Source organism: Ligilactobacillus saerimneri, assembly GCF_036689625.1.
Lineage (GTDB): Bacteria > Bacillota > Bacilli > Lactobacillales > Lactobacillaceae > Ligilactobacillus > Ligilactobacillus saerimneri.
Genome location: NZ_CP144759.1, coordinates 1,259,656 through 1,285,304, shown reverse-complemented (window position 1 = coordinate 1,285,304; position 25,649 = coordinate 1,259,656). Strand labels below are relative to the sequence as shown.

24 protein-coding genes are annotated in these 25,649 nt (G+C 41.5%); 10 read left to right on the top strand and 14 right to left on the bottom strand.

Annotated elements, in window-relative coordinates; all coding sequences use genetic code 11:
- The first annotated feature begins 81 nt into the window (after positions 1–81).
- Positions 82–768: a 2,3-diphosphoglycerate-dependent phosphoglycerate mutase gene (locus tag V3C97_RS06325; RefSeq protein WP_009552073.1), complete on the top strand. Its 687-nt coding sequence runs from the start codon at positions 82–84 to the stop codon at positions 766–768.
- Between the two features lie 48 nt (positions 769–816).
- On the opposite strand, the gene V3C97_RS06320 is transcribed toward V3C97_RS06325, so the two are convergent.
- Positions 817–2,478 carry an IS1182 family transposase gene (locus V3C97_RS06320; RefSeq protein ID WP_056968813.1) on the bottom strand — a complete coding sequence of 554 codons (1,662 nt, stop codon included), beginning with the start codon at positions 2,476–2,478 and terminating at the stop codon, positions 817–819.
- 494 nt (positions 2,479–2,972) lie between these two features.
- Between V3C97_RS06320 and V3C97_RS06315 the strand changes: the two genes are divergently transcribed.
- Both V3C97_RS06315 and V3C97_RS06310 read left to right on the top strand, forming a co-directional pair.
- A complete protein-coding gene (locus V3C97_RS06315) occupies positions 2,973–3,545 on the top strand; it encodes a hypothetical protein (protein WP_338434024.1) in 573 nt (190 codons plus the stop codon).
- Positions 3,494–4,258, top strand: coding sequence for a Rib/alpha-like domain-containing protein (locus tag V3C97_RS06310; protein WP_338434553.1), 765 nt, complete (start codon positions 3,494–3,496; stop codon positions 4,256–4,258). The genes V3C97_RS06315 and V3C97_RS06310 overlap by 52 nt, the downstream gene beginning before the upstream one ends.
- 108 nt (positions 4,259–4,366) lie before the next feature.
- Here V3C97_RS06310 and V3C97_RS06305 read toward each other — a convergent pair whose 3' ends face one another.
- Positions 4,367–6,016, bottom strand: coding sequence for a phosphoenolpyruvate carboxykinase (ATP) (locus V3C97_RS06305; protein WP_338434023.1), 1,650 nt, complete (start codon positions 6,014–6,016; stop codon positions 4,367–4,369).
- 270 nt (positions 6,017–6,286) lie between these two features.
- Here V3C97_RS06305 and V3C97_RS06300 point away from each other — a divergent pair, with 270 nt between their 5' ends.
- Complete coding sequence (locus tag V3C97_RS06300; protein ID WP_317294323.1) at positions 6,287–7,633, top strand: NCS2 family permease; 1,347 nt, start codon at positions 6,287–6,289, stop codon at positions 7,631–7,633.
- 58 nt (positions 7,634–7,691) lie between these two features.
- A complete protein-coding gene (locus tag V3C97_RS06295) occupies positions 7,692–9,473 on the top strand; it encodes an adenine deaminase C-terminal domain-containing protein (RefSeq protein ID WP_009552057.1) in 1,782 nt (593 codons plus the stop codon).
- A 52-nt stretch (positions 9,474–9,525) separates the two neighbouring features.
- On the opposite strand, the gene V3C97_RS06290 is transcribed toward V3C97_RS06295, so the two are convergent.
- From V3C97_RS06290 to asd, 6 genes are all read right to left on the bottom strand, one after another.
- On the bottom strand, positions 9,526–10,779 hold the full coding sequence (locus V3C97_RS06290; RefSeq protein WP_027826728.1) for a sensor histidine kinase: 1,254 nt from the start codon (positions 10,777–10,779) through the stop codon (positions 9,526–9,528).
- 11 nt (positions 10,780–10,790) lie between these two features.
- Positions 10,791–11,474: a response regulator transcription factor gene (locus V3C97_RS06285; RefSeq protein ID WP_338434022.1), complete on the bottom strand. Its 684-nt coding sequence runs from the start codon at positions 11,472–11,474 to the stop codon at positions 10,791–10,793.
- Positions 11,475–11,494: 20 nt separating this feature from the next.
- Entirely contained in the window at positions 11,495–12,106 is a 612-nt protein-coding gene (locus V3C97_RS06280; RefSeq protein ID WP_338434021.1) for a GTP pyrophosphokinase family protein, read from the bottom strand.
- Positions 12,107–12,473: 367 nt separating this feature from the next.
- Complete coding sequence (locus tag V3C97_RS06275; protein ID WP_338434020.1) at positions 12,474–13,223, bottom strand: amino acid ABC transporter ATP-binding protein; 750 nt, start codon at positions 13,221–13,223, stop codon at positions 12,474–12,476.
- Between the two features lie 3 nt (positions 13,224–13,226).
- Positions 13,227–14,642 (bottom strand): ABC transporter substrate-binding protein/permease, encoded by a 1,416-nt coding sequence (locus tag V3C97_RS06270; protein WP_338434552.1) that lies wholly within the window; start codon positions 14,640–14,642, stop codon positions 13,227–13,229.
- A gap of 225 nt (positions 14,643–14,867) precedes the next feature.
- Positions 14,868–15,953 (bottom strand): aspartate-semialdehyde dehydrogenase, encoded by a 1,086-nt coding sequence (gene asd, locus V3C97_RS06265; protein WP_009552045.1) that lies wholly within the window; start codon positions 15,951–15,953, stop codon positions 14,868–14,870.
- A 373-nt stretch (positions 15,954–16,326) separates the two neighbouring features.
- On the opposite strand from asd, the gene V3C97_RS06260 reads away from it, so the two are divergent.
- Positions 16,327–17,418, top strand: a complete 1,092-nt coding sequence (locus tag V3C97_RS06260) for a LysM peptidoglycan-binding domain-containing protein (protein WP_338434019.1) — start codon at positions 16,327–16,329, stop codon at positions 17,416–17,418.
- Positions 17,419–17,565: 147 nt separating this feature from the next.
- Here the strand turns inward: V3C97_RS06260 and V3C97_RS06255 are convergent, their stop codons facing one another.
- Together V3C97_RS06255 and V3C97_RS06250 are read right to left on the bottom strand one after the other, a co-directional pair.
- Positions 17,566–18,237 (bottom strand): histidine phosphatase family protein, encoded by a 672-nt coding sequence (locus tag V3C97_RS06255; RefSeq protein ID WP_278838721.1) that lies wholly within the window; start codon positions 18,235–18,237, stop codon positions 17,566–17,568.
- 22 nt (positions 18,238–18,259) lie between these two features.
- On the bottom strand, positions 18,260–18,646 hold the full coding sequence (locus V3C97_RS06250) for a VOC family protein (protein WP_009552039.1): 387 nt from the start codon (positions 18,644–18,646) through the stop codon (positions 18,260–18,262).
- A gap of 185 nt (positions 18,647–18,831) precedes the next feature.
- Between V3C97_RS06250 and tpx the strand changes: the two genes are divergently transcribed.
- Positions 18,832–19,329, top strand: coding sequence for a thiol peroxidase (tpx, locus tag V3C97_RS06245; protein WP_317294750.1), 498 nt, complete (start codon positions 18,832–18,834; stop codon positions 19,327–19,329).
- A gap of 181 nt (positions 19,330–19,510) precedes the next feature.
- Here tpx and V3C97_RS06240 read toward each other — a convergent pair whose 3' ends face one another.
- Genes V3C97_RS06240 through V3C97_RS06230 form a run of 3 tightly spaced genes read right to left on the bottom strand, consistent with a single transcriptional unit; the run spans position 19,511 to position 21,170 of the window.
- Entirely contained in the window at positions 19,511–20,356 is an 846-nt protein-coding gene (locus V3C97_RS06240; RefSeq protein ID WP_009552035.1) for a DUF72 domain-containing protein, read from the bottom strand.
- Between the two features lie 13 nt (positions 20,357–20,369).
- Positions 20,370–20,780, bottom strand: coding sequence for a peptide deformylase (locus tag V3C97_RS06235; protein WP_009552033.1), 411 nt, complete (start codon positions 20,778–20,780; stop codon positions 20,370–20,372).
- A gap of 24 nt (positions 20,781–20,804) precedes the next feature.
- On the bottom strand, positions 20,805–21,170 hold the full coding sequence (locus V3C97_RS06230) for an acylphosphatase (protein WP_009552031.1): 366 nt from the start codon (positions 21,168–21,170) through the stop codon (positions 20,805–20,807).
- A gap of 136 nt (positions 21,171–21,306) precedes the next feature.
- On the opposite strand from V3C97_RS06230, the gene V3C97_RS06225 reads away from it, so the two are divergent.
- Complete coding sequence (locus V3C97_RS06225) at positions 21,307–22,539, top strand: MFS transporter (protein WP_338434018.1); 1,233 nt, start codon at positions 21,307–21,309, stop codon at positions 22,537–22,539.
- A 51-nt stretch (positions 22,540–22,590) separates the two neighbouring features.
- On the opposite strand, the gene V3C97_RS06220 is transcribed toward V3C97_RS06225, so the two are convergent.
- Entirely contained in the window at positions 22,591–23,667 is a 1,077-nt protein-coding gene (locus V3C97_RS06220) for a phosphoesterase (RefSeq protein WP_278838182.1), read from the bottom strand.
- Between the two features lie 129 nt (positions 23,668–23,796).
- Between V3C97_RS06220 and manA the strand changes: the two genes are divergently transcribed.
- Together manA and V3C97_RS06210 are read left to right on the top strand one after the other, a co-directional pair.
- A complete protein-coding gene (gene manA / locus V3C97_RS06215; RefSeq protein ID WP_317294747.1) occupies positions 23,797–24,762 on the top strand; it encodes a mannose-6-phosphate isomerase, class I in 966 nt (321 codons plus the stop codon).
- Positions 24,763–24,912: 150 nt separating this feature from the next.
- A complete protein-coding gene (locus V3C97_RS06210) occupies positions 24,913–25,632 on the top strand; it encodes a DUF554 domain-containing protein (protein ID WP_338434017.1) in 720 nt (239 codons plus the stop codon).
- Positions 25,633–25,649: the final 17 nt, after the last annotated feature.

The following is a 25,649-nucleotide window of genomic DNA, read 5'->3' as shown; positions in this document are numbered from 1 at the left end:
GTTAATTTTATGTGATTCAGTGTAAAATTAATCTGTAAGTTTTACACTAAATATTTTTTCAAAGAAAGAGGTATTTACTAAATGGCTAAATTAGTATTTATCCGTCACGGTCAAAGTGAATGGAACTTGAAGAATCTTTTCACTGGTTGGGTTGATGTTAACCTTTCCGAACAAGGTGTTGAAGAAGCTAAGGCTGCTGGGCGCAAGCTTAAAGAAGCAGGGATTGAATTTGATCAAGCTTACACTTCTGTTTTAACTCGTGCCATCAAGACTTTGCACTTTGCATTGGAAGAAAGTGGTCAACTCTGGGTTCCAGAAACTAAGACTTGGCGCTTGAATGAACGTCACTATGGTGCATTACAAGGCAAGAACAAGGCTGACGCTGCTGCTAAGTATGGTGACGAACAAGTTCACATTTGGCGTCGTTCTTACGATGTTTTACCACCATTATTGGATGCCAATGATGAAGGTTCTGCATTGAACGATCGTCGTTACGCTGACTTAGATCCACGGACTGTTCCAGCAGGTGAAAACTTGAAGGTTACCCTGGAACGGGTTATTCCATTCTGGCAAGATGAAATTGCTCCAAAGTTACGTGAAGGTAAGAACGTGATCATCGCTGCACACGGTAACTCCTTACGTGCTTTGACTAAGTACATTGAAAACATTTCTGATGAAGATATCATGAATGTTGAAATGGCTACTGGTCAGCCAGTTGTTTATGACTTGGACGAAAACTTGAACATCGTAAACAAGGAAAAGCTCTAATAAGCTAAGAATATTTAGGACAAGAGGCTGGGAATTAACTATTATTTTCTAGCTTCTAACTAAGAAAATGCGAACTATGATTTTTGATTTAATCAAAAATTGTAGTTCGCATTTTTGGTTATTTACTAAAAAGGGTCTTAATTGGTTGATCATTTTACCCAATTTCGTTAAGTTCAATGCCATTAAGGTTAATCCGACATCATTTTCCACAGCCCGTTGGCCGCGCAAATGAGTTCGGCGTACGCCAAAATCCCTCTTCATGCGACCAAAGACTGGTTCAACGTCGAACTTGCGTCGACGATAGATCATCTTACCTTCATCGCTTGAGAGGGTCTCTTTGACTTTTGCTTTGTAATAATTCCAAGTTGGATTAACCTGGATGTAGCGCTGACGCTTACCTGGCGTTTTAGCTAACTGATCTAACTCTTCTGATGATTGATGTGTGTCGGCACGATAGAGTTTAAGATCGCGCTTAAATCCATACTTATCAGTTCGTTTACTGTAGCGATAAAAACTGAAGCGAACGCCTAAATGATCAATATAGTAGTCATCTTCGGCATTGTACTGCCAATTCTGAGGTTTTGTTGGATCATTTTTGAACTTACGCTTCTGCTCTTTTTGATAGGTGGTGTATGGAATGAGTGGTTGCTTATCGAATTGGTCAAGCAGTGTTGTGTAATTATATTCACTACCGTAACCAGCATCAGCTACCACGTGTGTAAAGAAATCCAAGCCATGGAATTGCTTAAGAAATGGCACTAAAGTCCTAGTATCAGTAGGATTGGAAAATAAAGCATAATCAAGGACAAACTGATTATGCGTGGCAATCTGAAGATTATATCCGGGTTTGAGTTCTCGGTTCATCATCGGATCTTCTTTCATGCACATAAAAGTTGCGTCGTGGTCTGTTTTCGAAAAGCTATTTCGTCCTTGAAAAATATCTTCGACACGTTCATATTTTTTAGCCCGTGGAATTAAGTCTTCTCTCAGTTGACGACGAAGCTTCTTTAGAAAACGTCGCCGACGTTTTCTAACTGAACCACCTTTAATTATTTTCGGCTCCTGTTTAATGGCTTCGTCTAGATTAGTGATTTCTTTTTCCACTTCTTCAGCCATTAATTCCATACCGTCGATAGATTCAATCATTTCTGGTTTCATCTCTTTGATGACTTGCTTTTCTACTAACTCATCATAAATACTAGCCGTCTTTTCTCTCAACTTAGCGTGATACTTTTCTATTGCCCGACGCCAAGTAAACGAGTACTTATTAGCATCCGCTTCAACCTTAGTGCCATCAATAAAGACTGCATCATTTTGAATTAGCCCATGGTCCGTAAGAGCCATAGTAAAGTAAACAAAGGTACGTTTTATTAAGTTCCTGGCGTGCTCACTCCGTCGAAAGTTATTGATGGTATGGTAACTGTATGAATGATCACGGGCTAACCATCGCATTGGTAAGTTTTCTTCTAACAAGGTTTCTATTTTCCGGCCAGAATAAGTTTGACGAGAGTACGCAAACAACAGAATTTTTAACATCAGTGCAGGGTGAGAAAGTGGGCGGCCGGTGACGGCCACGTTCTCTTCTAACAAAACCTCTTGTGGAATGGAATCGACAAAAGTATCAATTAACCGAACCAGATGATTTTTTGGCACATTGTAGTCATAATTTAGTACGAATTCTGTTTGTCCCGTGATATAATTTTGATACATGAAAATCGCTCCTTTATGTTTGTTTTTAGGGGTAATTACATCATATCAGGAACGATTTCCTGTGTACATAAGAAGCCGGACGATGAACCAAGATTTGATTCATCGTCCGGCTTTCATTTTGGACTGAGAGTTTTTTCCCAGCCTCTTTTTTAATATTTCGACCTTTAATGCTTTTCTGGAATTGACGTTATCTCCATCAGAAATATGTTTAGTAATGATAATATTTTGTTTTTAATTTTATAAAAAAACACCTAAATATTTACTTTGTACAATAAAAGCATTTTGCTGACTAATGAGTGATAATACCTATATAATAGCTATACTGGGGGACATACAGAAGGAAAGTTCTACGTAACACAATATAAAAATTATTGCATAAATATTTAATGTTAATTGATGAGATTAACTGCATTTTTGCTAGACTTAATTTAGATATAATTATTTTATTTAATTAATGCATCTTTCATTTTTGTGAATAACGAGGAGGAAGACAAATGTTATCTAGCAAAAATCGTCAGGAATATAAACAAAAGTATGGTGATAAGAAGCAGCGTTATTCTATTCATCGGGTTGGTTTAGTAACTGCATCGGTATTAGTCGGGTTGGTCTTTTCAGGAATGAATGGTAAGGCTCATGCTGACACAATCGCCACAACTACAACGGTTCATGAAAATAACACTACGGATGTTGTGGCAACCAATGATCTGCAGGAAGATACTGTTAAATTACATTCAACAGTTACTGCGCCAACAGCAAAAACAGAACCAGTAGAAGAAAATACTACGGTTGAAACAGCACAAGAAAATAATAGTGATCAGTTGGCAAAACAAGACACTACTCCAGAAACTGGAGTAGAGCCAGTGCAGCCAGAAGCTGACAAACATGATCAGAAGCAACTTGCTGTGGCCAAGGATACCAATACTGTGACAACAGCACCAACTGTTTGGATCGAGACGGAAAGTATACCCAGAACTTTGCTACGGCTGACTATACTGCTAACTATTCACAGACTGATGTGCAAAAATATGGGGCAAATTTACATCCAGATGAAGTTACAACGAACTTGAATACAGTTCCGGATGCTAATAAAGCATTTGATGCCGAAGCAAAGGCGGACAAACATATTAAGGAAATCATCTGGAAGGATGCCGACAGTATCGACACTAGCCTGGAAGCAACTACCAAGGACCCAGTAGCTTATAAGGCGGTAGTAACTTTCAACGATGGGACAACGGTTGAGATTGATGTCTCAGTAAAGGTAGTGGACAACCGGACAGATGCTGAGAAGAACAATCCAGACATAACAACAAGTGTGACTGTAACTCAGGGTGAAGATGTTAATCCAGAAGATCTGATCAAGAACCGTGAGCAATTACCTGATGATGTAACTATTGATTGGACGGTTGCGCCGGATACTGATCAAGTTGGAAAAACTACGGGTATAATGACGATTAATTATCCGGATGGTTCGCAGCAAGGAATAACCATCACAATCACTGTACTTCCAAAAGAAAAACAAGTAACCCCTGATAAGGATGGAGTTACAGAAACAACGAATAAAGAAGTAGTGGACGCAAGCGTGTCAAGCGCTAAAGTGACGCCAACTGCAGTAACCAAGAAGGCGCCAGCAACTGCTAAAGAAGAGGCTCAGACCACTCCAACTAAGAGTTTGCCTCAAACAGGTGATGCGACCCCAACCAATGCCGGCCTAGTTGGTGCAGTGTTAACAGCACTTGGATTGGTAGGGCTAGGTGGTGCTCGAAGAAGAAAGAATAATTAATTAGACCATATTGCTACACTAAGTAGCACATAATGAAGATGTTTTTATAAGTTGAGTACAAAAAAGAGATCTGGTAAGTAATGCCAGATCTCTTTTTGTTATATAAGCTTAAACGTTAGCAATTAAGCTCATCAGTGTTTCTTTAATTTCACTCGGTAGATTTTCATGCGGGTGGTTAGCTGCATAATCTTGGAGCCATTGGAGACGAATCTCTAGCCGTGTTTTAAGGCGGTGGCAGTAGTCTTGATTAGTAAAGTCCACTGGATAGTCCGTTAAAGGCAAGTAACTAATATGTGGGAGATTACCAAAAGGACGCCATAGGTCTGTTTTTTGATCGGCGATAATATCCTCTAAAATACCCAAAGTGACTTTCTTAGGGATATCCTGTCCGCCAAAAGCGTCTGTATTGACAATATAGCAATTAACTTGATGATTAGTGAATAACTCCTTGAAGTCATGATAGTCCTCAGATAGAGGATAAGCCCTAAATGGGTTAGCAAATGGCTCAATCACTAGAGCATCACGACTAGCGGGGTCAACATTTTCAGCACTCGAACGCTTAGTGGCTAAAGTGATACCGAACGTGGTTGCGGTAATCGGGTCATCCAATCGGAGTACAGGAGGGAGACTATCATCTTTCATGATCCAAAAAATATCGGTGATAGGAGCACTTTCCTTGTCCACTCGGTTAGTTGACGCGTACCGGGATTTAATAGTGCGGCCATTACCGTTTCGTAAGTCTTCAGTTACTAGTGTTTTTTGGCCATTCGCATCTAGTGTAACTCCGACATTCATCACTGTTGTAAAATATTCAGCTTCTTTGCTGCCCGGTAGATAATCATTAGTCTTATCAAAGTATGCGGGTTCTAAAGCGACTGAACTGCCGTCTTCACGACTAATGACGAAAGCATCATCATGCAGAACAGTGATAGCGAATTTGCCACCGTGCTTAGCATGCGTCAAAGAAGACTTGCCGGAACCTGATAAGCCGTAAAAGGCAAGTACTTTGTCAGCTTTATTGCTGAAATGAATGGCTTTTTCGCCTCCATGATAAGCGGTATATCCATTGCGGTGAGCAGTGGCCCAGGCTAAAGTGAGTGTTGTTTTCTTTAACTCTCCAAAGTACCGTAAACCTAAGACAGCAGCTGCATTGTGATCAGCGTCTATGATTACTAATCCCTGGGGATAACGGTCATCATGCCATTCCGGATCGCAATACAGGTAGATATCACCTTCGTTATATGGAACTGAACGTTGATAACGTCGAGTGTATTCTGCTGTTACTGCTTGGAAATTCAAAAGATAAGAAAGAAGGTTGAATTCATATCCGCTAGGTAGTAGCAGATGGCTTTTTAGCATGAAGTCTTCATCTAAGCCAACCATCACGCTGGTTTTGAAAAAACTGCGCTGATGGTTATTGTAAATTGCCTCCCGCAAAATAGCATTAAGAGCAGCTGGGTTCTCTGCGGGATTATTGATAAAATGCCGAGCAGCCGCTGTCCGGCCTACAATTGCCCCGTGGTTATCAACTAGCATCTTGGCGTGAGGGGGGAGACCTAGTTCATCAGTATGTAAAATCGGTTGGTCGGTTACGATTACCTTAGGGCTTTGAGCAGCTAAGGTATACGCATCGGCCACGGTAGTAACTTCTCGAACGTTATTACCATAGAAGGCTGTTTCAATGGTCGTCCGGGTTGCCGAGAAAATCTTATTAGCACGCGTAATGTCACTTAACGCAAACTTTGTTTTAGTGGCCATAAAAATCACTCCTTTAAGTAAAAGCAACTATCAAGTAAGCGGTTGCTTACCTACTATTATAGCAAAAATTAGTGATGTCTATGAGAGATAAAACATAATTTAACGCTTAATCCGGCGAAAAATAGTTCGCTTTTCAAGCGTTTTATTAACCTTCGGCACTAACTTTATTAAAAATGAATGGTTTTTACGAACATTAATGGTTGACGATCATTTTTTTGTATGACATAATCACAGTGTAATAATTATTGATCACACGGAGGTATTTATCGTATGAATTCTGAAATGAGTTCAAAGTCGGGCGTTGCTGGCTGGTTAGATCGTGTTTTCCATCTTTCGGAAAATAACACCAGCGTTAAGCGTGAATTTTTAGCGGGGCTGACAACATTCGTTGCTATGGCCTATATTTTATTCGTTAACCCTAGTGTTTTAGGGGATGCAGGAATGGATAGGGGGGCAGTTTTCACTGCTACTGCCTTATCTGCTATTCTTGGTTGTTTATTGATGGGCTTTTTAGCAAACTATCCCATTGCAATTGCACCAGGTTTAGGTGACAATGCATTCTTTACTTACTCAGTTGTATTGGCTATGGGGATTCCATGGCAAAAGGCAATGGCCGGGGTGTTCATTGCTTCCGTTCTGTTTACTTTAGTATCTTTCTTCAAGATTCGTGAAATTATCATTGATGCGATTCCGCAAGACCTCAAGTATGCGATGGCAGCCGGGATCGGGATTTTCATCGCATTCGTTGGTTTACAAGGTGGGGGTTTGATCGTTGCTGACAAGTCATCTTTGGTTTCTATCGGTTCCTTCACTGTTCCAACTACTTGGTTGACAATTTTCGGGGTCTTCTTCATTGGGATTTTGATGGCTAAGAAGGTTCCAGGTTCAATCTTTTATGGGTTAGTTGCAACTACATTACTTGGTTTGGCAACAGGTTTGATCAAGATGCCAACGCACATTATCTCCACTGCTCCAAGTATGAAGCCAACTTTCGGTGTTGGGTTAGAACATCTGTCTGTTCTCTCTAGTCCACAAATGTGGGCCGTTGTCCTGATCTTCTTCTTAGTTGCTTTCTTCGATACTGCCGGAACTTTGATCGGTTTGGCACAACAAGCTGGGATCATGAAGGATGGCAAGATGCCACGGATCGGTCGCGCTTTGATGGCTGACTCCCTGTCCATGCTTGGTGGGGCTGTCATGGGGACTACACCAACAGCTGCTTACGTTGAGTCTTCAGCCGGGATTGCTATCGGTGGTAAGACTGGTTTGACAGCAGTGGTAACGGGGATCCTGTTTGGTTTCAGTATGATTTTCTCCCCATTGCTGACAGTGGTTACTTCCCAAGTAACGGCACCAGCATTGATCGTTGTAGGTGTGTTAATGGTTTCTGCTTTACGTGATATCCAATGGGATAAGTTCGAAGTAGCATTGCCTGCTTTCTTGGTAGTTATCGGGATGCCGTTGACTTACAACATTTCTTACGGGATTGCCTTTGGGTTCTTGACTTACCCAATCATGATGGTGGCAGCAGGTCGGCGGAAGGATGTCAATCCGATTATGTGGATTCTCTTCCTACTCTTTATCCTTCTGTTATATGTATTGAACATTTTGCACTAAACAAATAATTTAGATTTTAGCTATTACTGACTGTAACCTTGATCAAAGGAGAATCGGAATGTTAACAAAAGAATTGCTTGCAGATTATATTGATGCAGGTGCTGCTAAGAAAAAAGCTGATTTGGTTATTCAAAATGGGACATTGATTAACGTTAATACTGGTGAATACTATCCAGCTGATGTTGCGGTCTACAAAGACAAGATCGTAGCGGTAGATCCTGATGTTTCTGATTATATTGGTGAAGACACCAAGAAAATCGATGCTACTGGCAAGTATCTTGCACCAGGTTTGATCGACTGCCACATTCACGTTGAATGCAGCAAGATGGGAATGACTCGCTTCGCACAAGCTGTTGTTCCACGGGGGACAACCAGCATCATCACTGGTTTTGATGAATATATCTCCGTTTTGGGCTTGAAAGGGTTAGATGATATCTTTGCTGAAGTCGATGCTTCACCATTGAAGGTATTCTGGGGCATTCCATATAAGACACCATATACTATTCCAACTTCAACTATTGCTTATAATATTGAAGGAGCAGACCACGATGAATACCAAACACATGAGAACTGTTATGGGGTTTGGGAAACTGTTCGTGAAGCGGTCCAAACTAAGGAACCAACCACGATGCAGGCTTTAGTGGCAGCACGCAAGAACCACCAACCAATCTTTGGTTGCTCACCAATGGCACGGGGCAAGGAGCTCAATGAATTCTTGATGAGTGGGGTTCAAGTAGACCACGAAAGTTACGATCATGAAGAATTTTTGGAAAAGGCGCGTAAAGGAATTCACATCGTAGTCCGTGAATCTGCTGTAACGCAATTCTTGAAGGAAAACATCCGTGCTATTACTGAAGGAGCAGCTGGTGCAGCTCGGCACACTAGTTTCTGTTCTGATGATGTCAATGCCCGGTATATCTTGGAAAATGGACACATTGATCACATGGTACGTTTAGCAATCAAGGCCGGGGTTGACCCAATGACTGCTATTCAAATGGCAACAATCAACGGGGCTGAAGCCTGCAAGATTGATGGGCAAGTTGGTTCAATTGCACCAGGTAAGGATGCGGATATTCTCTTGGTTGACCAACCAGGAACATTTAATATTCAATCTGTAATCAGTAAGGGGCAAATCGTGACTGAAGATGGGGTCAACAAGTTTGATTACCAGATTCCAGAACGCTCAGCCGCACTGGTGCACACTGTACAACGTGACCTCACTACGGCAGCCGACTTTGAATATCACGTAGACATTACTAATGGGACGGCAGAAGTTGAAACAATTAACAGTATTGGACCATTCGTACGTAAGCGGCGTGATGTAGAGCTGGATGTAGTTGATGGTGTGGTTCAACCAGATCCGGAAAAAGATGTAGCCTTAGTTTCTGTCTTAGAACGTTATGGAATCAATGGTAACCAATCATTGGGGTTCATTTCTGGTTGGTCCTTTAAGAAAGGTGCGATTGCTACAACTGCTGCCCCAGACGACAACAATATCGTGGTTGCTGGTGTCAGTCGGGAAGATATGGCTCTCGCCGTTAACACCCTGATCGAAAACGATGGTGGGCAAGTGGTTGTTATCGACGGTGAAGTTGTTTCCTTCTTACCATTACCAATCGCAGGGATCGCCTCTGACTTAGAGCCAGAAGCTTTAGCACAAAAGGAAGTGGAACTGGATCAAGCTGCTCAACAAATTGGTAGTCGCCTCCCTGATCCAATCTTCTACCTTTCCTTCTTACCTATCACAGCTATTCCTGACTTGGCCATCACTGATGGTGGGAATGTTGATTATCCAAAGCTTAGTTACTTTGATCCAATTTTAAAGGTTACTGCTAAGTAGTAAATATTAATCATGCAAAAAATCCAGGCCTTCGTGTGAAGACCTGGATTTTTTATGCTTTCAAGGTGACAATCATCTGCAATTGTCCATCCTTGTAGTTGGCTTGGATTTTGCCCTTAAATAAAGCGACAATTCGCTGTGCCATTGAGAGGCCAATGCCAAATCCGGTTTGGGTTTTATTATGACTGTGATGGGAAGAATCACCACGGTAGAAGCGGTCAAAAAACTTTGTATAGTCTTGGTCTTTACCGGCAGCATAAGTATTAGCAACAGTCAAAATGGCATTTTTAGTAACAGGATTCTTGTGCAGGGTGATAGAGATAGTTCCTTGTTCATCGCAATACTTAACGGCATTGTCGAGCAAAATGTTGACTAGTTCATAAAAGTAGTTTTGGTCGGCTTTAATTTGGATATCGTCATCAACAAAAGCTTCTAGTTTCTTAGAATTTTGATCAGCAACCCCTCGGAAACTATTAGCGATCTCAGTCACTGTATCAGTAGCGTTGACAGCAGTCAGGGTGATTTGGGGATGCTCTTCCATTCGTGCCAAGGAGATCAGCTCATTGACGAGACGAGTTAAGCGGGTGACCTGTTGCTTATTACTAGTGGTCAGCTCAGTTTCCCCAGAAAGCATTTCCTGCATCTCTGTATTAGCGGAAATGATGGTCAGAGGAGTTTTAAGCTCATGGCCTGCGTTGGTAATGAATTCTTTTTGACGTTTTTCAGCTTGGATAATAGGTCTAATAGCTCGTTTGGAAAAACCAATCAAAAGGCCAGTATACAAAATCATGCTGATGATCCCTACAATAACGGTAAAACGGATGATTTCGCGGGTTTCGGCTGTCAGGATAGATTTATCCAAGAATACAATCAATGTTTGCTTTTTAGTCTTTTTTATCCGGTAAGCATAGGCGGTTTTTTGATAGTAAACATTCCCTTCTAATTTAGGGGTGTTTTTAACTTGTTGAGCAAACGTTCTAATCGTTGTGGGAGGAACAGTCATGATATGGCTGTCATCAATAAAGACTTTGTTGGTTTTGTTGTCAATCGTTGCACTAAAGTAACGATATTGAAAAATTCCTTCCCGAGTCGGTTGTGTTTTGAAAAAATCATTGCGGGGTTGTTGGTTGGCTGCTTTACGGTTCAGACTACCATCTTGAGCAATTAACATTGTTAAAACGTTGTCGACAACTTTTTGACTACGATAGTAGGTTAGAGCTGAGATCCCCCCGATTAAGGTTAGAAGGACGGCTAACAGAGCGGTACTAGAGATGAGAATGAAACGATTACGAAAATGACGAATCATATGCTCGCCTCCTAAGCTGAAGCTGGCGGTGCTTGGAGCTTAAAGGGACCAACCTGTGCGCCGATAATGGAGACGGTTGAACCAATGGCAGCTAACTTCTGACGTAGGTAAGAGATGGTGAACCAAACGTCATCTTCATCAGCTTCTTCATCATCGTCATCCCAGGTATGGGTGAGAAGTGTCGTGACACTGAGTTCTTTTTCAGCATTAAGCACTAGATATTGGAGCATCCGAGTTTCTTTGGGGGAGAGGCTAATTGAGTTGTGACTAACTAGGGTCCCTTCGTTAGTATCCAAAGATAGGTCGCCAAAAGTTAAAGTATTGGTATCGTAAGCTTCATTGCGCCGTTCGATAGAACGTAATCGTGCTAGCAGTTCCTTAAGGGAGAAGGGCTTGGTGAGGTAGTCATCAGCACCGGTGTCCAACCCTAAAACACGGTCATCAATTTCGGCTTTAGCAGTTAACATCATAATATATGTCCTGTCACCCCGAGCCCGGATTTCTTTCAAAGCTGTAATGCCATCTTTAACTGGCATCATAATATCGAGAATGATCGCGTCGTAAGCGTTGGTTGCTGCTAAGTCGACGGCTTCTTGGCCGTTATGGGCAACATCAACGGTATAATTTAGACTCTGGATCGCCATTGTGACGACCCGAGCGAGTTGTTCTTCATCTTCAGCGAGGAGAATACGCATAATAATTCACTTCCTTTTATCTAATCAGCGGCATTGATTAACTGCCGAATCGTTTGCATTTGAACATCGCATGATGCCAATTGATCGGCGCAACGCTTGAGCTCTTTTTCAATCCGTTGGGGATTAGCGATATTATGTTTATATTTCATTTCGTGTTCTAAACTGGCCCACGAGTCCATTGCGATTGTGCGCAGCTGAACTTCAATAAAGTAGTGTCCCGGAGTATGACCATCAATATCAACGTGAGGAGTGACAACATCAAGAATAATATGGTAGCTCCGGTAGCCATTAGGTTTGGCATTTTTAATGTAATCTTTTTCTTGAATGATTGAGCACCACGAAGCGTGTTTGAAATACTTTAGGCAGCGATCAATGTCGTCAATGAAGTTACACACAATACGAATACCCACAGCATCTTTACATTTACGCAGGGCCGAAGTCGTTGTTACCGGGTATCCTTTGCGGAGACACTTTTCTTCCATACTAGCAGGAGTCTTTACCCGACCGATTAGATGTTCAAAGAGTTTGGGTTGACCGTTTTGTTGCATTTCTTGATTAGCGGCTAGAATACGCCTTTGCACCTCTGTCAGTAAAGTAGTTAAGGTAGTGTGATATTCGCCATAGATACTCATGATTAATCCCTCCAATTAAGATTATTATACCAAGAGAATTTTTGTGTGAACTATAACGAGGGATAATGCTAAAAAAACTTAAATGTGAGTAGAAAATGATTTTCGTGGTAAGGCGGTGGGCTAAGCTAAGACGATGGTTGGTGCAAAGCGCGACGACCTTCGTTTTAGCTTAGATAATAGACTTGCGGTTGTTTTTCACGTTACTCAAAAAACTTTAGTGACTAAAGACCGAGATGCTGGAAAAGTCTAAGGAATTTAAAAAGCACTAGCAACCACGTTACCGAAAACGTTGATTTCTAGTGCTTTTTGCTGTTTGCTATGGTTTTATTTAAAAAGCTGTTTTTTCCAACCTCTCATTTATCAAATTTTAGATATTAAGCACTTTGTCGAGGAAGCTCTTAGTATCAGGGTGTTGTGGATTGGTAAAGATTTCTTCAGGGGTTCCTTGTTCCCGAATTTTACCGTCGTGGAAAAAGACCACCCGATCGGCAACTTGCTTGGCAAATCCCATTTCATGAGTTACCACAATCATCGTCATCCCATCGTTAGCTAGATCTTTCATAACTTGAAGAACGTCGCCAACCATTTCTGGGTCTAATGCACTGGTTGGTTCATCAAAGAGCATGACGTCAGGTTTCATTGCTAATGCTCGTGCGATAGCGACCCGTTGCTTTTGCCCCCCAGAAAGAGTTTGCGGACGGACATCAGCCTTATCTTTAAGCCCTACTAGTTCTAAATAGTGGAGCGCATCTTTCTTAGCTTGCTCAGGAGTAGCTTTGTGGAGTTCAATCGGGGCAAGCGTGATATTGTCAAGAACTGACATGTTCGGGAAAAGGTTGAAGTGCTGAAACACCATGCCGATATTTTCGCGTACTTTATTGATATCAGTTTGTGGATCAGTGATGTCGTGGCCATCAACGATGATCTGTCCGCTGTTGGCTTCTTCTAGTTTGTTAATGCAACGAAGAAATGTACTTTTCCCTGACCCGGATGGGCCAATCATGCAGACAACTTCACTGGGTTTAACATTGAGGCTGATTCCAGTGAGAACTTCATTTTTGCCATAACTTTTGTGGAGATCAGTCACTTGGACTTTATATTGTTCTGCCTGTGTCATTGTTTATCCCATCCTTTTTTGAATATATTTAGATAACCATGTGAGTAAAGTAATGATGATGACATAAATCATGCCGATGATCAGCCACATTTTGAAACCTTCCATGTTTTGGGAAATAATAACCGTCCCCGTTTGGGTCAGTTCCATAACCCCAATAGCTGAGAGAATGGAAGTATCTTTCAAAGTAATGATGAATTGGTTGACCAATGATGGTACCATAATCTTCAATCCTTGCGGAGCAATAACCTTGCGTAGTGCTTTATGGTAGGGCAACCCTAGGGAGCGGGCTGCTTCCCATTGCCCTTGATCGACAGCATCGAAGCCGCCTTTGACGATGGCACCAATATAAGCTCCTTCATCTAACATTAGAGTTAAAATACCAGCAGTGAAAAGTGGAATCTTATGACCTGTGAGGTTAGGAATTCCCATGTAAATGAAGAAGGCTAAGACGATCATTGGCAGCCCCCGAAAGACGTAAATGATTGTACTTGATAATGCCCGGGCACCTTTGTTTTGCATAATTCCTAGTACTCCAAGGATTAAGCCAAAAACTAAAGCGCAGAGAATGCCGATTACGGTTAATTGGATTGTTTGCCATAAACCATTGAGGAGGGTGGCCCGATTAGCCTTGATTAAACCTAAGAAACTAGTATCACTAGTTTTTTTATTAGTGACATTACTCTTAGTGTACTTATCAACCAATTTTTGTAAGCGCCCAGTTTTTTGCATCCATTTAATACCATCGTTGACTTTAGCTTGGAAAGCTAGGTTCTTATCTTTTTGGAAAGCAATTGCCACTGGTTGGGAATCGATAGCCTTTTTAGAAACAACTTTGAGTGGCATTCCCTGTTTGATTCCGTAGCGAATAACAGGTTCATCATCGAAGGTAGCACTGGTATTGCCAATTTTTACGTCATTCCACATTGTGTTAGAAGAATCGAAATATTTAATCTTGTAACCGTACTTTGCTTGATTTTTCTTTAAGTAAATAGCAGCGCTTGTTCCGGGTTTACTAGAAACGACTTTGCCTTTAAGTTGACTAAGGCTAGTGATCTTACTATCTTTGGCAACAGCCATTACAACACCACTAGTATAGTAGGAACGAGAAAAATCATATTTTTGCTTTCGTTCGTCGGTAACACTCATTCCGGCCATGATAGCATCAACCTGCCCGGATTCTAAAGCTTGCAAGTCACCATCAAAACTCATTGGTTTTAATGTGTACTTGAAGTGCTCATGTTGAGCAATTTGTTGTAACATTTCAATTTCGATACCAGGATTTTTACCTTTATATGTTCCCTGGCTATCTTGGATTGCAAAAGGAGCAAAGGTATTGTTAGTTGCGATTGTGTATGTTGGCTCATCAGCGTGGACCTGCTGATTGTGTGCCCCCAATATTCCTGTAATAATTCCTAACATCAGTAGGAAGATGTAACCGCATTTTTTCCATCTTTTAGTGTTCATAACTACCGTATCCTCCTTTATGGTAAAACGTTAAGTAGTAACTATGAGTATTAGTGTAAACTATTCTCACAACATAAAGCAAGTTTTTGTGTCATATAATATGACATAAAGTGTAAAAGTTAAACAAAAAAGACGGAGAAAAACATTGTTTTCTCCGTCTTATTGGATCCTAGATAGAAATTATTTAGCAGTTAAAAAACCCTTAGCAGCTAGTAGTTCAGCCATTAAAACGCCACCACCAGCAGCTCCCCGTAAGGTATTGTGGGAAAGACCAACAAACTTCCAATCAAAAAGACTATCTTCCCGCAGGCGTCCAATTGAAACACCCATGCCATGTTCATAATCAACATCAAGCTTAACTTGAGGACGATCGGGTTCTTCCAAGTATTGGATGAAGTGTTCAGGGGCACTTGGCAAGTGCAACTCTTGGGGAATCCCCCGGTAATTTCGCAGCGCATCTACTAATTGCTCCTTAGTAGGGTTCTTCTTAAAGTTAACGAAGACAGTTGCAGTGTGCCCATAGAGAATCGGAACCCGAATGCACTGACTAGTAATAACAGGAGTTGTTGCAGGAACGATTTCTTTGTCAACGATATGTCCCCAAATCCGTAAAGGTTCCTTTTCGGATTTTTCTTCTTCACCAGAAATAAATGGAATAATATTACCTTCCATTTCTGGCCAAGTAGCGAAGTTTTTCCCTGCACCAGAAATAGCTTGGTAAGTAGAAGCAACCACCTGTGTCGGTTCAAATTCCTGCCAAGCAGAGAGGGCAGGGGTATAACTTTGAATAGAGCAGTTGGGTTTAACAGCGATAAATCCACGCTTGGTTCCTAGTCGTTCCCGCTGAGCATGGATGATCTCAATGTGTTCAGGATTAATTTCTGGAATCACCATTGGCACATCCGGCGTCCAGCGATGAGCACTGTTATTAGAAATAACTGGTGTTTCATGCTGAGCATATTCTTCTTCGATCTTTTTGATCACATCTTTGGACATGCTAACAGCAGAGAAAACAAAATCAACTTGAGAGCAGATTTCATCAACTTGGTTAACATCGATGATTTTGAGGTTGGCAACTTCTGCTGGAACTGGTTCATCCATTTTCCAGCGTCCGTCAACAGCTTCGCTATATGTTTTGCCAGCACTTCGTGGACTGGCTGCAACGACTGCAGTTTCAAACCACGGGTGGTTGTGTAATAGGGTAATGAAACGCTGACCGACCATTCCGGTTGCACCAAGAACGCCGACCTTTAGCTTTGTGCTCATATAATTCACTTCCATCTAAATTAATTAGCTCGGTTGAACTAGTAGTTACCGTATATTTTAAGATCTATATCGTGGTTAATCAACTATCAAAAACTTTCTTCTTACAAAAACAAGGATTTTTGTTGCAAAAAAGTAAAAAAACATGTTTGAAACGGTTTTTTTAAGCAGTTACTTACTGGTTGGAAAACGTTTTTTGTTACAAAAACAAAAAACAAAAAGGTTATTATAGCAACGCTTAGGCGTCAAATATTACGTATATAAATGATAATTAATACAGGTGTAATATTACTAACATCGTGATGCAACACTGCTCATATATAATGTGGACATTAAGTCGTAAGGAATACTAATAATTTTAGGAGTGAACAAAGTCTTGAAAAAAAATACTAAGGCATTTTTAGCAGGTACAATCGGGGCTATGGGTCTTTTGTTAGGTTCATCCCAAGTTGCCAGCGCCAATACAACTGTTAAAGTAAAGAGTGGAGATACAGTTTGGAACTTCGCTAAGAAGTACGGTGTTTCCATCCAATCAATCGAAAAATTAAACAAGGTTAGCGCAGACTCACACTTGATTTATGTTAACCAATCATTAGAAATCCCTACTGATGGTAACCAAGCTGAAGAAAAGACTACTACTCCAGCACCAACGGCTACTGGTACATACACTGTACAAGCAGGTGATTCTCTGTGGACAATCGCACAAAAGTACAACACTACTGTTGATGCTTTAGCACAATTAAACGGCTTGAACCTTAACTCATTGTTACATGTAGGTCAAAGCCTTAAGGTAACTGGTACTGCTACTGCTTCTGCAACTCAAACTGCTAACACCCAAGCAGCTGCACAACCAGCTCAAACTAACCAAGCAGCAACTGCACAAACTGCTAACACTCAAGTAGCAACTCAAACTACTGCAAGTCAAGCAACTGCACAAACTGCTACAACTAGCCAAGCAACTGCAAGCTACAACACTCAAGCAGCTGCACAACCAGCTCAAACTAGTCAAGCAGCTGCACAACCAGCTCAAACTAGTCAAGCAACTGCAAGCTACAACACTCAAGCAGCTGCACAACCAGCTCAAACTAGTCAAGCAGCTACAACTCAAACATATGCTAACAACGGTTCTGTAGTTTCTATTGCTAACCGTTACTTAGGTACTCCATATGCTTGGGGTGGGACAACTCCTCAAGGTTTTGACTGCTCTGGCTTCACTCAATATGTTTATGGTCAAGCAGGTAAGAGCATTGGTCGTAACACTGTTGCCCAAGAATCAGCTGGTTCTCAAATTCCAGTTAGCCAAGCACAACCTGGTGACTTACTCTTCTGGGGTAGCCGTGGCAGTTCCTACCACGTAGCAATCTACGCTGGTAACGGTCGTTACATTGCTGCACCTACTGAAGGTCAAAGCGTAAGCTATGGTAACACTGCATACTACACACCTTCATTTGCTGTGCACGTTAACTAATTAAAATTTCAGCATTAAAATGATTGTTAAAATCCTCGCTTTTGTGGCGGGGATTTTTTATTTTAACGACGTTTTTCCGTGCCAACGGAAATAAAAACCACCTTACCAAGTGATGACTACTGAGTAAGGTTGGTTACATAAAGATAGTTAATAGGTTTGGTCTGTTCGATAGTGATTGTAGTATACGACCTCGACATTGTTGGGAGTAAAAACTAATTTTGTGACAGCTCCGTTTTCAGGCATTTGTTCACGTTTAGTAATCAGGTCAGGACGATAATGTTGAACTAAGCATCCTATTGTTTCGGCATGACTGGTCACCAAAACTTTGTCTCCGTCTTGGCAGTGATCACGAAGATAAGTCAATCCACGGTCAAGGCGTGACCAAAATTCATATTGATCTTCTGCCAAACTGAGGGGATCAGCTCTTTTAAAACTATCTTTGGTTTGGTTGAAGTCATGATGATTTAAGAACTTATCCAGACTGCGATAACCTTCATGGTGCAAGACGGCTGCCCATAACTGTTCATAAGGAACGTTTTCAAAGAAACCATAGTACTGTTCACGAAAATAGACTAGGGGAATAGGCTGCTTCAAAGAAGTTAATTCATTTTGAGCAAGGATCAAGCGGGCAGTTGCTTGTGCTCTTCCTGTATCAGAACTGAATGCTTTAGTAAAAGCAACATGAGCGAGGCGTTTTCCTGTTTCAATTGCAGTTCGTCTTCCGGTTAAAGTCAATGGCGTGTCAGCCCAACCTTGATTTTGTCCTTTAAGATTGGACTCAGTTTGTCCATGGCGCACAAGATAAACGGTAAAGGCCATAGTAAAAACTCCTTTCGTAAAGTCACTCATGAATTTCTAGCGGTTGACCACTAGGATCAAAGAAAAAGGCCATTGGTTGGTGAGTGAAATCGTCATAGCGTAAAGGTTCGTGCGGGATTCCTAATCGATCGAATTGGTGCAAAGTAGTAGTGACACTTGCTACTTTGAAGGCTAAGTGCCGCAACCCTTGTGTTTCAGGCTGGGGAAGGCTAGGGCGTGCTGGCGCTGATGGTTTGATAAAAATCTCCAACGTTAAAGCGCCCTGTTGAACGTTGAGAATGGTATCTCCCTTAGCAGGACGATTATGCTGACTGATGACCCTAAAGCCTAGTTTATTAACATAAAAATCATACATTTGTTGATAATTGTGTCCAATCAATGCGATGTGATGAATATTTTCAAATTGCATTATATCCTCCCGATGCTTGTATCTCTATAAAATTATACCATTTGGTAGGAAATGAATTCTGTTAATGAAAAAAGAGAAACCACTTATGGAGAATTGCGTAAGCTAATTGTTTATAAAAAGAAGATATTATTTGTATAATTAAGCCAGTAATACCATTGTTGGTGTAATAAGGAGGAATTACTACTATGGAAGTTACATTTAAAGGAACAGCTGTGACTACTAATGCTGAACCAACAGCTGTCGGGGCACAGCTCCCCTTATTTACAGTAGTGGACGAAGCTGGTCAAGAATTTGGTCCGCAAGATTTTCGGGGAAAGATCACTTTAATTAGCGTAGTCCCTGATGTTAATACTAGGGTATGTAGTTTATCTACCAAGAAGTTCAACCAGGATGTGGATGAGTTTCCAGGAGTTAATTTCTTAACAATCTCAACTAATACACCAGACCAACAAAAAGATTGGTGTGCTGCGGAAGGTGTTCAACAGATGAAGCTTTTATCTGATGCAGGTCATTCTTTCGGGAAAGCAATGGGCTTGTATATTCAGGCTAAAGATTTTGATGCTCGGAGTGTTTGGGTATTAAATGCTGAAGGAGATGTAATTTATCGGGAAATCGTTCCTGAAATTTCTAGTGAACCAGATTACCAAGCAGCATTAGATGTTGTTCGCAGTTTAACGGTTTAAAGATTAGTGGAAATAACCTTTGCAGCAAGCCGTTGAGCTGAGCTAGGGCGAGACTGAGAAAAAGCATAAAAATTTAAAAGCACTAGAAATTACGCTACTGAAAACGTTGATTTCTAGTGCTTTTTATTGTTGTTATTGGTTATAGTTTCATCTAAAAAGCCATTTTTTCAGTCTTTTTACTTTAAAATAAATCCGTTTGCTCTGGAGGTTTAGGAGCTAAATTATCAAAGTGAAGCTGAAGTTTGCTTTGAAGAGCTTGGGCGTTAGGGGCTGCATCCCCGCCAGAATTATTATTGAATATTACGCAGAACTCTTGTGCTGCAGTTTGATGTTTTCGTATTAATCGAGCCAAGTTAGTCAGCTCCTGATCAGAATAACGATAGAGAGTCCTTTTTTTACGCCATTCAGGACTGCGATTGCCCCAGCCAACAGCATTCCGTCCATGGAGCCGAATAAGAATAAGGTTAGGGGTAGTCTGTGCCAGTACAAAAGGAACTGAACCAGGTAAGTGGTGGGGTTCGTCAGCAGCGACAAGCGTATAGTGGAGCTGATGGCAGATAGTCACCGTTTGTGTTTTCTGTGGACCAGTTAGCCAAGATTCATGGCGAAACTCAACGGCAATCGGTAAATTAGGTGCCAGTTGGCGGAGATGCTTTAGATAGATATAGTTTTCTGAAGTTGCCGTAAAATATGGTGGAAACTGGAAAAGTGTAGTCTTGACCTGATGGCTAACTAAGAGAGGTTGTAAACAAGTTATGAAGGCTGCCATACTTGTCTTTAGAGCAGAACTACTTAAAACTCCACTATGAGTAGTTAGTTCTTGGGGAGCTTTGAAGATGAATTGGAAAGTTGTGGGAACAGCTGCTTGCCAATTATGAATTGTTTGTACCTGGGGTAAAGCATAGAAAGTTGTATCAACTTCAACGGTAGGAAAGAATGCAGCATATTCAGTTAACGTTAAGGGTCGTGGATGATTAGCCAGGAGCGATTGGTGCTCTGACCAGGTAGTTAGACCAATAGTAATCACGGTGAGGCCCTCCTTAGATTAAGATACCTTCACAATGGTCCAACTCATGCTGAATGATTTGAGCCATTGCCCCCGTAAAGGTTTCAGTATGTGGATGGAAATTTTGGTCCTGATAAGTAACAGTAATCGTCTGGTAACGGGTGGTAGAACGAGTTCCCGGTAGTGACAGGCAGCCTTCACTGGTGGTATAAAGTCCCTGCCGTTTTTTGATTGTGGGATTGACCAGGACGAAAGGTAAAGGACCAGGTTGAACGATAATAATCCGTTTGGAACTACCAATCATATTAGCTGCCATGCCTACACAGTGGTCTTGGTGAGCAGCCAATGTATCGTAAAGATCACGAATAACTTGCTGATCAGTTGCCTGAGCTGGCGAGGATTTTTGTTGTAACAAAAAAGTATCAGTAACAATTGGCTTAATCATTAGGATAACTCCTTTTTCTTAGTATCAGTAACGAGGTTCAAAAACATGTTCATCAGGGATAACCGCTAGTTTGCGACTCGTGATGTGAGTAATTTTAATATATGGGCGCTGTGCTAGAGCTTTCTTAATAAAGGCAATTTTATCACTGGGTCCTTGAAAGACGGCTTGAACTCGGCCATCATCAAGATTTTTAACCCAGCCGGTCAGGCTAAGCTGCTGGGCCAGCTCAGCTGTTTGGAATCGAAAGCCCACTCCCTGGACCTGACCACTGAAAAAACATTCCTGGCGGATAATAGGAGCGTTAGGGTTGAAATGTGGCAGGTTAGGTGTTTGTAATTCATAATCAGCTGGCAAGGCGAATTTAGCACGCAACTTATCCCATAAAGACATCGATGTCACTCCTTAGATGAATTGATTACCTAAATCATACCAGTTTTTGTTATTTTTTCTAAAGGTTAAGTGATGGAGTTTGCAATTTAAATTAGTGGGGCGTACCATTAGCGGTTAGGAGAGAAGGCGAATAATAATGGGACTTTCACAAGCAAGTCAAACTTTCCCCACCAAAACTTGGAAAAAAACTTTTTATACATTATGGTTGGGGAGTTTCATTACTGGTTTGGGCTTTTCAATGACAATGCCTTTTATGCCATTATATATGGAAACATTAGGGCATTATTCGACCGCTCAGCTGAGTTTTTACTCAGGCTTGGCATTTTCTGCTACATATTTGGCTCAAGCCATAGTTTCTCCATATTGGGGGAGTCTAGCTGACCGCAAGGGACGAAAATTAATGTGCTTGCGGGCCTCAGGAGTGATGACTTTTACCTTATTCATCACTGGTTTTGCCCACCACGTGTGGACGATTATTTTATTGCGGTTTATTCAGGGTAGTTTCTCAGGTTATGTCAATAATTCCGTGGCATTTATCGCTGGTGAAACCCCGAATAATCACTCAGGAACAGTTTTAGCCGAAATGCAGACAGCTTCGGTTTCTGGTAACCTATTAGGACCAATCTTTGGCGGAGTAATTGCTGGTATTTGGGGCTATCGAGTCCCATTTTGGCTAACTGGGATTCTGATGGGAATTTGTTTCATCTTAACCCTTGTGGGTGCAACTGAAGAACACTTTAAACCAGTTGCCAAGCAGAAGATGGAATCATTTAATAGCATTTTCAAGACCATTCCGCACAAAGGCTTAATTGCAACAATGTTCATGACAACATTATTTATCCAATCATCACTAATGTCGATCTCACCGATTATCTCCTTGCTAGTAAAGCAATTGATGCACAATCAGGGACCGATTTCGTTTGTTAGTGGGATTGTAGCAGCTGCCCCTGGTTTTGGGACCTTATTAGCAGCCCGCCGAATGGGACATACGATGGATAAAATAGGGCCACTCAAGGTGTTAACCGTGGGTTTGATGGCTGAAGTGCTCTTGTTTATCCCGATGTTTCTAGTTACTTCACCATGGAGTTTAGCTGGATTGAGATTTTTGATTGGGATCGGAGATGCAGCCTTAATGCCTGCTGCCCAAACAGTTTTAACCTTAGTAGTGCCCCGCAAGGCCTTTGGACGAGTCTTCAGTTATAATCAATCATTCCAAGCTGCTGGTGGTGTTTTCGGACCGATGATTGGATCAGGAGTGGCTGGTCTTTTCAACTACCAAACGGTATTCTTGGCGACTGCTTTAATGCTGGGAGTTAACTTTATTTTGGTGATTTTTGCTCGGCATCATCAACCACAAAAACAAGCATAGAAAAACGTGTCCTTAAAAGTTAGATTTTCAAGGACACGTTTTTTACTAGTATTATTTAAATAAATTAGCCAGTTTAGCTGCCATTTCCGGATCAATACTATCGCCTAAAGAATTATCACTACTTTCTTTAGCCATCTTTTCTGCTACTTGGACTTTAGTTTGTAAAGCAGCAATCACAGCTTGCTCACCAGCTACTAAAGGATCAAGCTCCAGTGTTCCACCAGCAGAGTCAGCATGCCCCCCGCCATTGAAGTATTGGGTTGCAAATTTTGCCACGTCTAAGCGGCCATTGCTACGTAAAGAAACACTATGTCCATCAATCACTAAGGCAGCATCAACGTCGTTGCGTTGGAGGAGTTCGTGAGCAATTTCAGATTTATAGTCACTTGCGTAGACGATTCCGAAGCTATTTTTACCCAGAGTGAAAGTCTCGGTACTACGGAGGTGCTTTTCGAGATAGCGGTGGCGTCGATCATTAAGAGTATCAATTAGAAGGGCATTACGTGCCCGGAAACTCTGCCAGCTTTCAGCTAAGACGGCTCGGACAAACTGTTCAGATTTGTTAAGTGGATAGAACCAGAACAATTGATTGAGTTCATCGGCTGCCTTTTTAGTAGCCGTATCCATTGTAGGATCATTTTGCCAATCCCAGGTATCGTATGCACGAATGAGTTCTACTATTTGAGCAAGGTCATGTTGCCGTTGTGATGGTAAATTAGCAAAGTTAACATTTTGAGTAATCCAGTACCAAACTAAACTAGTAGCGCTGGGATTTTTATGTGTTTGGGGGGTAGTGATACTGTTGGCTGGATGTTGATCACGTTGTTCTTGTTCAGACTCATGGTGGTCAAATATCAACCAATGGTTAGCAAAATGTTCGTCTAATTTTTCAAAAGAATAGTCACTATCTGGAGTCATATCCATGATATAGACATCACTGTAACGAGCGATATCAGGTTGGCGAAACCACCAACTTAATTCTGCATCAATCCGTCCAGCCGAGCAAGTAGTGAGGTCGAATTCAACGTTTCCAAACAAATCTGGTTGAACTGCTTCTAAAAGCAAGGGAGCACCGAATCCGTCGAGATCGTTGTGTGAGAAAATTTTGATATGCTGTGCTTTTTTCACGCCAAAAACTCCTTTTTTAATCTTAAGATAGATTATAGCCGTCTTTGGCGTAAAATCATAGGTGTTAAACGGTTTCATAACGTGGTAAGATGAATGAGAAGTTATAATTATCAAAGGGGATAATGTGATATGGCAGAGCCTTTATTTTTAGCTCCAGTTTTCCATGAGAAAATTTGGGGAGGACGTAATTTAGAAACTGCTTTTGACTATGATATTCCAGCAGGCAAGATTGGAGAATGCTGGGCTATTTCAGGTCATGAGCATGGACCTAATCAGATCATCAATGGTGAATATCGTGGGCAATTGTTGCCCGATGTTTATGCCGAGCATCCGGAGCTGTTTGGTAATCCTGCGTCACCAGTCTTTCCATTATTGACAAAAATCCTCGATGCTAATGATAGTCTCTCGGTTCAGGTTCATCCAGATGATGCCTATGCTGAAGAACATGAGCATGAATTGGGAAAAACTGAGTGTTGGTATGTCATCCATGCTGATGAAGGTGCATATTTGACATATGGTCATACGGCACAGACCAAAGAAGAACTGGCCTCCTTGATCCATGCTGGTAAGTGGGATCAACTCTTAGGTAAGAAACCTGTCAAGGCAGGGGATTTTGTATATGTTCCGAGTGGAACCATTCATGCCTTAAACAAGGGAATTATGGTGTTAGAAACTCAGCAAAGCTCGGACACTACCTATCGGCTATATGATTATGATCGGGTTGATCAAAAAACTGGTCAAAAGCGTGAGCTGCATATTCAACAATCCTTGGATACAACAACGGTTCCCTATCATGAACCAAACCTGCATGTGACACATGAGCAAGTGGGAGCATCGACGGTTACGACATTTATCACACAACCTGAATCACCATACTTCAGTGTTTACAAATGGGATGTTCATGGGACTTTGGAACGGAAGCATAGCCACGGTCCGTATACTCTAATGTCGGTTTTGGATGGGAACGGGACTTTGCAGGCTGCTGGGCAGGAGTATCAGCTGGCCAAGGGAATGCATTTAATCATCCCGGCTCCAATTACTACTTGGCAAGTCTGTGGTGAGATGACAATTATTGCATCTGAACCAGTAAAATAACTGCAACCAGATTGGATATAGCAGAAAGAGCAAAGGATACAGCAAGTCCAAAAGTATCCTTTGTTCTTTTTTACATGGGTATCAGCATGGCTGCTTAAAGTTGGAACGTTCTGGTAATATTAACTTCAAATATAAGAAATGAGCGAGAAAATGGTTGGATTAGGAACAATTGTTGATGTTGTGGCGATTATTGGTGGGGGACTAGTAGGGATGATCTTTCAACAATTCATTAGCCCCCAATTACGCCGCATAGTAATGCAGACCTTAGGTTTGGCGGTGATTTTTGTGGGAATGGCCGGAACATTGAGTCATATGTTACGAATTGCTGCCAATGGCCAGCTAACAACAAGCAATAGTATGATGCTGATTATCAGCTTAACTATCGGTGGAATACTGGGATGGTTGTTGCATTTGGAGAATGCAGTTACATACTTGGCGCAGTGGTTTAAACGTATTTTCAAACGACAAAACGATACCCGTTTTATCACAGGATTTATTAGTGCCACGATTCCGACTTGTGTTGGTGCCATGTTAATCATCGGAGCGCTCCAGGATGGTCTCCAGCATGATCCCCAGTTATTGTTTACTAAGGCGATTTTGGACGGTGTTACTGTGGCTATTTTTGCAGCTGCATATGGAATGGGGGCACTTTTGGCAGCAGTTCCAGTTGGGGTGTTGCAAGGCGGAATAACCTTTTTAGCTGTTTTTGTCCGTCCTTGGTTAACAACTGCAATGTTGGATGGGATATCTTTGATAGGCTCAGTGTTGATTTTTGCAGTGGGATTGAATGTTTTATTTGAGCTCAAATTACCAGTTTTAAATATGCTTCCTGCACTGATTGTGGCGATGGTTTATACACTATTTGGCTAATGTGGGGATTAGGTGTT

Bases quoted from the DNA above. Each gene is read 5' to 3' on its own strand.
- V3C97_RS06325 (WP_009552073.1), top strand. From the start codon at position 82: ATGGCTAAATTAGTATTTATCCGTCACGGTCAAAGTGAATGGAACTTG.
- V3C97_RS06320 (WP_056968813.1), bottom strand. From the start codon at position 2,478: ATGTATCAAAATTATATCACGGGACAAACAGAATTCGTACTAAATTAT.
- V3C97_RS06315 (WP_338434024.1), top strand. From the start codon at position 2,973: ATGTTATCTAGCAAAAATCGTCAGGAATATAAACAAAAGTATGGTGAT.
- V3C97_RS06305 (WP_338434023.1), bottom strand. From the start codon at position 6,016: ATGGCCACTAAAACAAAGTTTGCGTTAAGTGACATTACGCGTGCTAAT.
- V3C97_RS06300 (WP_317294323.1), top strand. From the start codon at position 6,287: ATGAATTCTGAAATGAGTTCAAAGTCGGGCGTTGCTGGCTGGTTAGAT.
- V3C97_RS06295 (WP_009552057.1), top strand. From the start codon at position 7,692: ATGTTAACAAAAGAATTGCTTGCAGATTATATTGATGCAGGTGCTGCT.
- V3C97_RS06290 (WP_027826728.1), bottom strand. From the start codon at position 10,779: ATGATTCGTCATTTTCGTAATCGTTTCATTCTCATCTCTAGTACCGCT.
- V3C97_RS06285 (WP_338434022.1), bottom strand. From the start codon at position 11,474: ATGCGTATTCTCCTCGCTGAAGATGAAGAACAACTCGCTCGGGTCGTC.
- V3C97_RS06280 (WP_338434021.1), bottom strand. From the start codon at position 12,106: ATGAGTATCTATGGCGAATATCACACTACCTTAACTACTTTACTGACA.
- V3C97_RS06275 (WP_338434020.1), bottom strand. From the start codon at position 13,223: ATGACACAGGCAGAACAATATAAAGTCCAAGTGACTGATCTCCACAAA.
- V3C97_RS06270 (WP_338434552.1), bottom strand. From the start codon at position 14,642: ATGTTAGGAATTATTACAGGAATATTGGGGGCACACAATCAGCAGGTC.
- asd (WP_009552045.1), bottom strand. From the start codon at position 15,953: ATGAGCACAAAGCTAAAGGTCGGCGTTCTTGGTGCAACCGGAATGGTC.
- V3C97_RS06255 (WP_278838721.1), bottom strand. From the start codon at position 18,237: ATGGCCTTTACCGTTTATCTTGTGCGCCATGGACAAACTGAGTCCAAT.
- V3C97_RS06250 (WP_009552039.1), bottom strand. From the start codon at position 18,646: ATGCAATTTGAAAATATTCATCACATCGCATTGATTGGACACAATTAT.
- tpx (WP_317294750.1), top strand. From the start codon at position 18,832: ATGGAAGTTACATTTAAAGGAACAGCTGTGACTACTAATGCTGAACCA.
- V3C97_RS06235 (WP_009552033.1), bottom strand. From the start codon at position 20,780: ATGATTAAGCCAATTGTTACTGATACTTTTTTGTTACAACAAAAATCC.
- V3C97_RS06230 (WP_009552031.1), bottom strand. From the start codon at position 21,170: ATGTCTTTATGGGATAAGTTGCGTGCTAAATTCGCCTTGCCAGCTGAT.
- V3C97_RS06225 (WP_338434018.1), top strand. From the start codon at position 21,307: ATGGGACTTTCACAAGCAAGTCAAACTTTCCCCACCAAAACTTGGAAA.
- manA (WP_317294747.1), top strand. From the start codon at position 23,797: ATGGCAGAGCCTTTATTTTTAGCTCCAGTTTTCCATGAGAAAATTTGG.
- V3C97_RS06210 (WP_338434017.1), top strand. From the start codon at position 24,913: ATGGTTGGATTAGGAACAATTGTTGATGTTGTGGCGATTATTGGTGGG.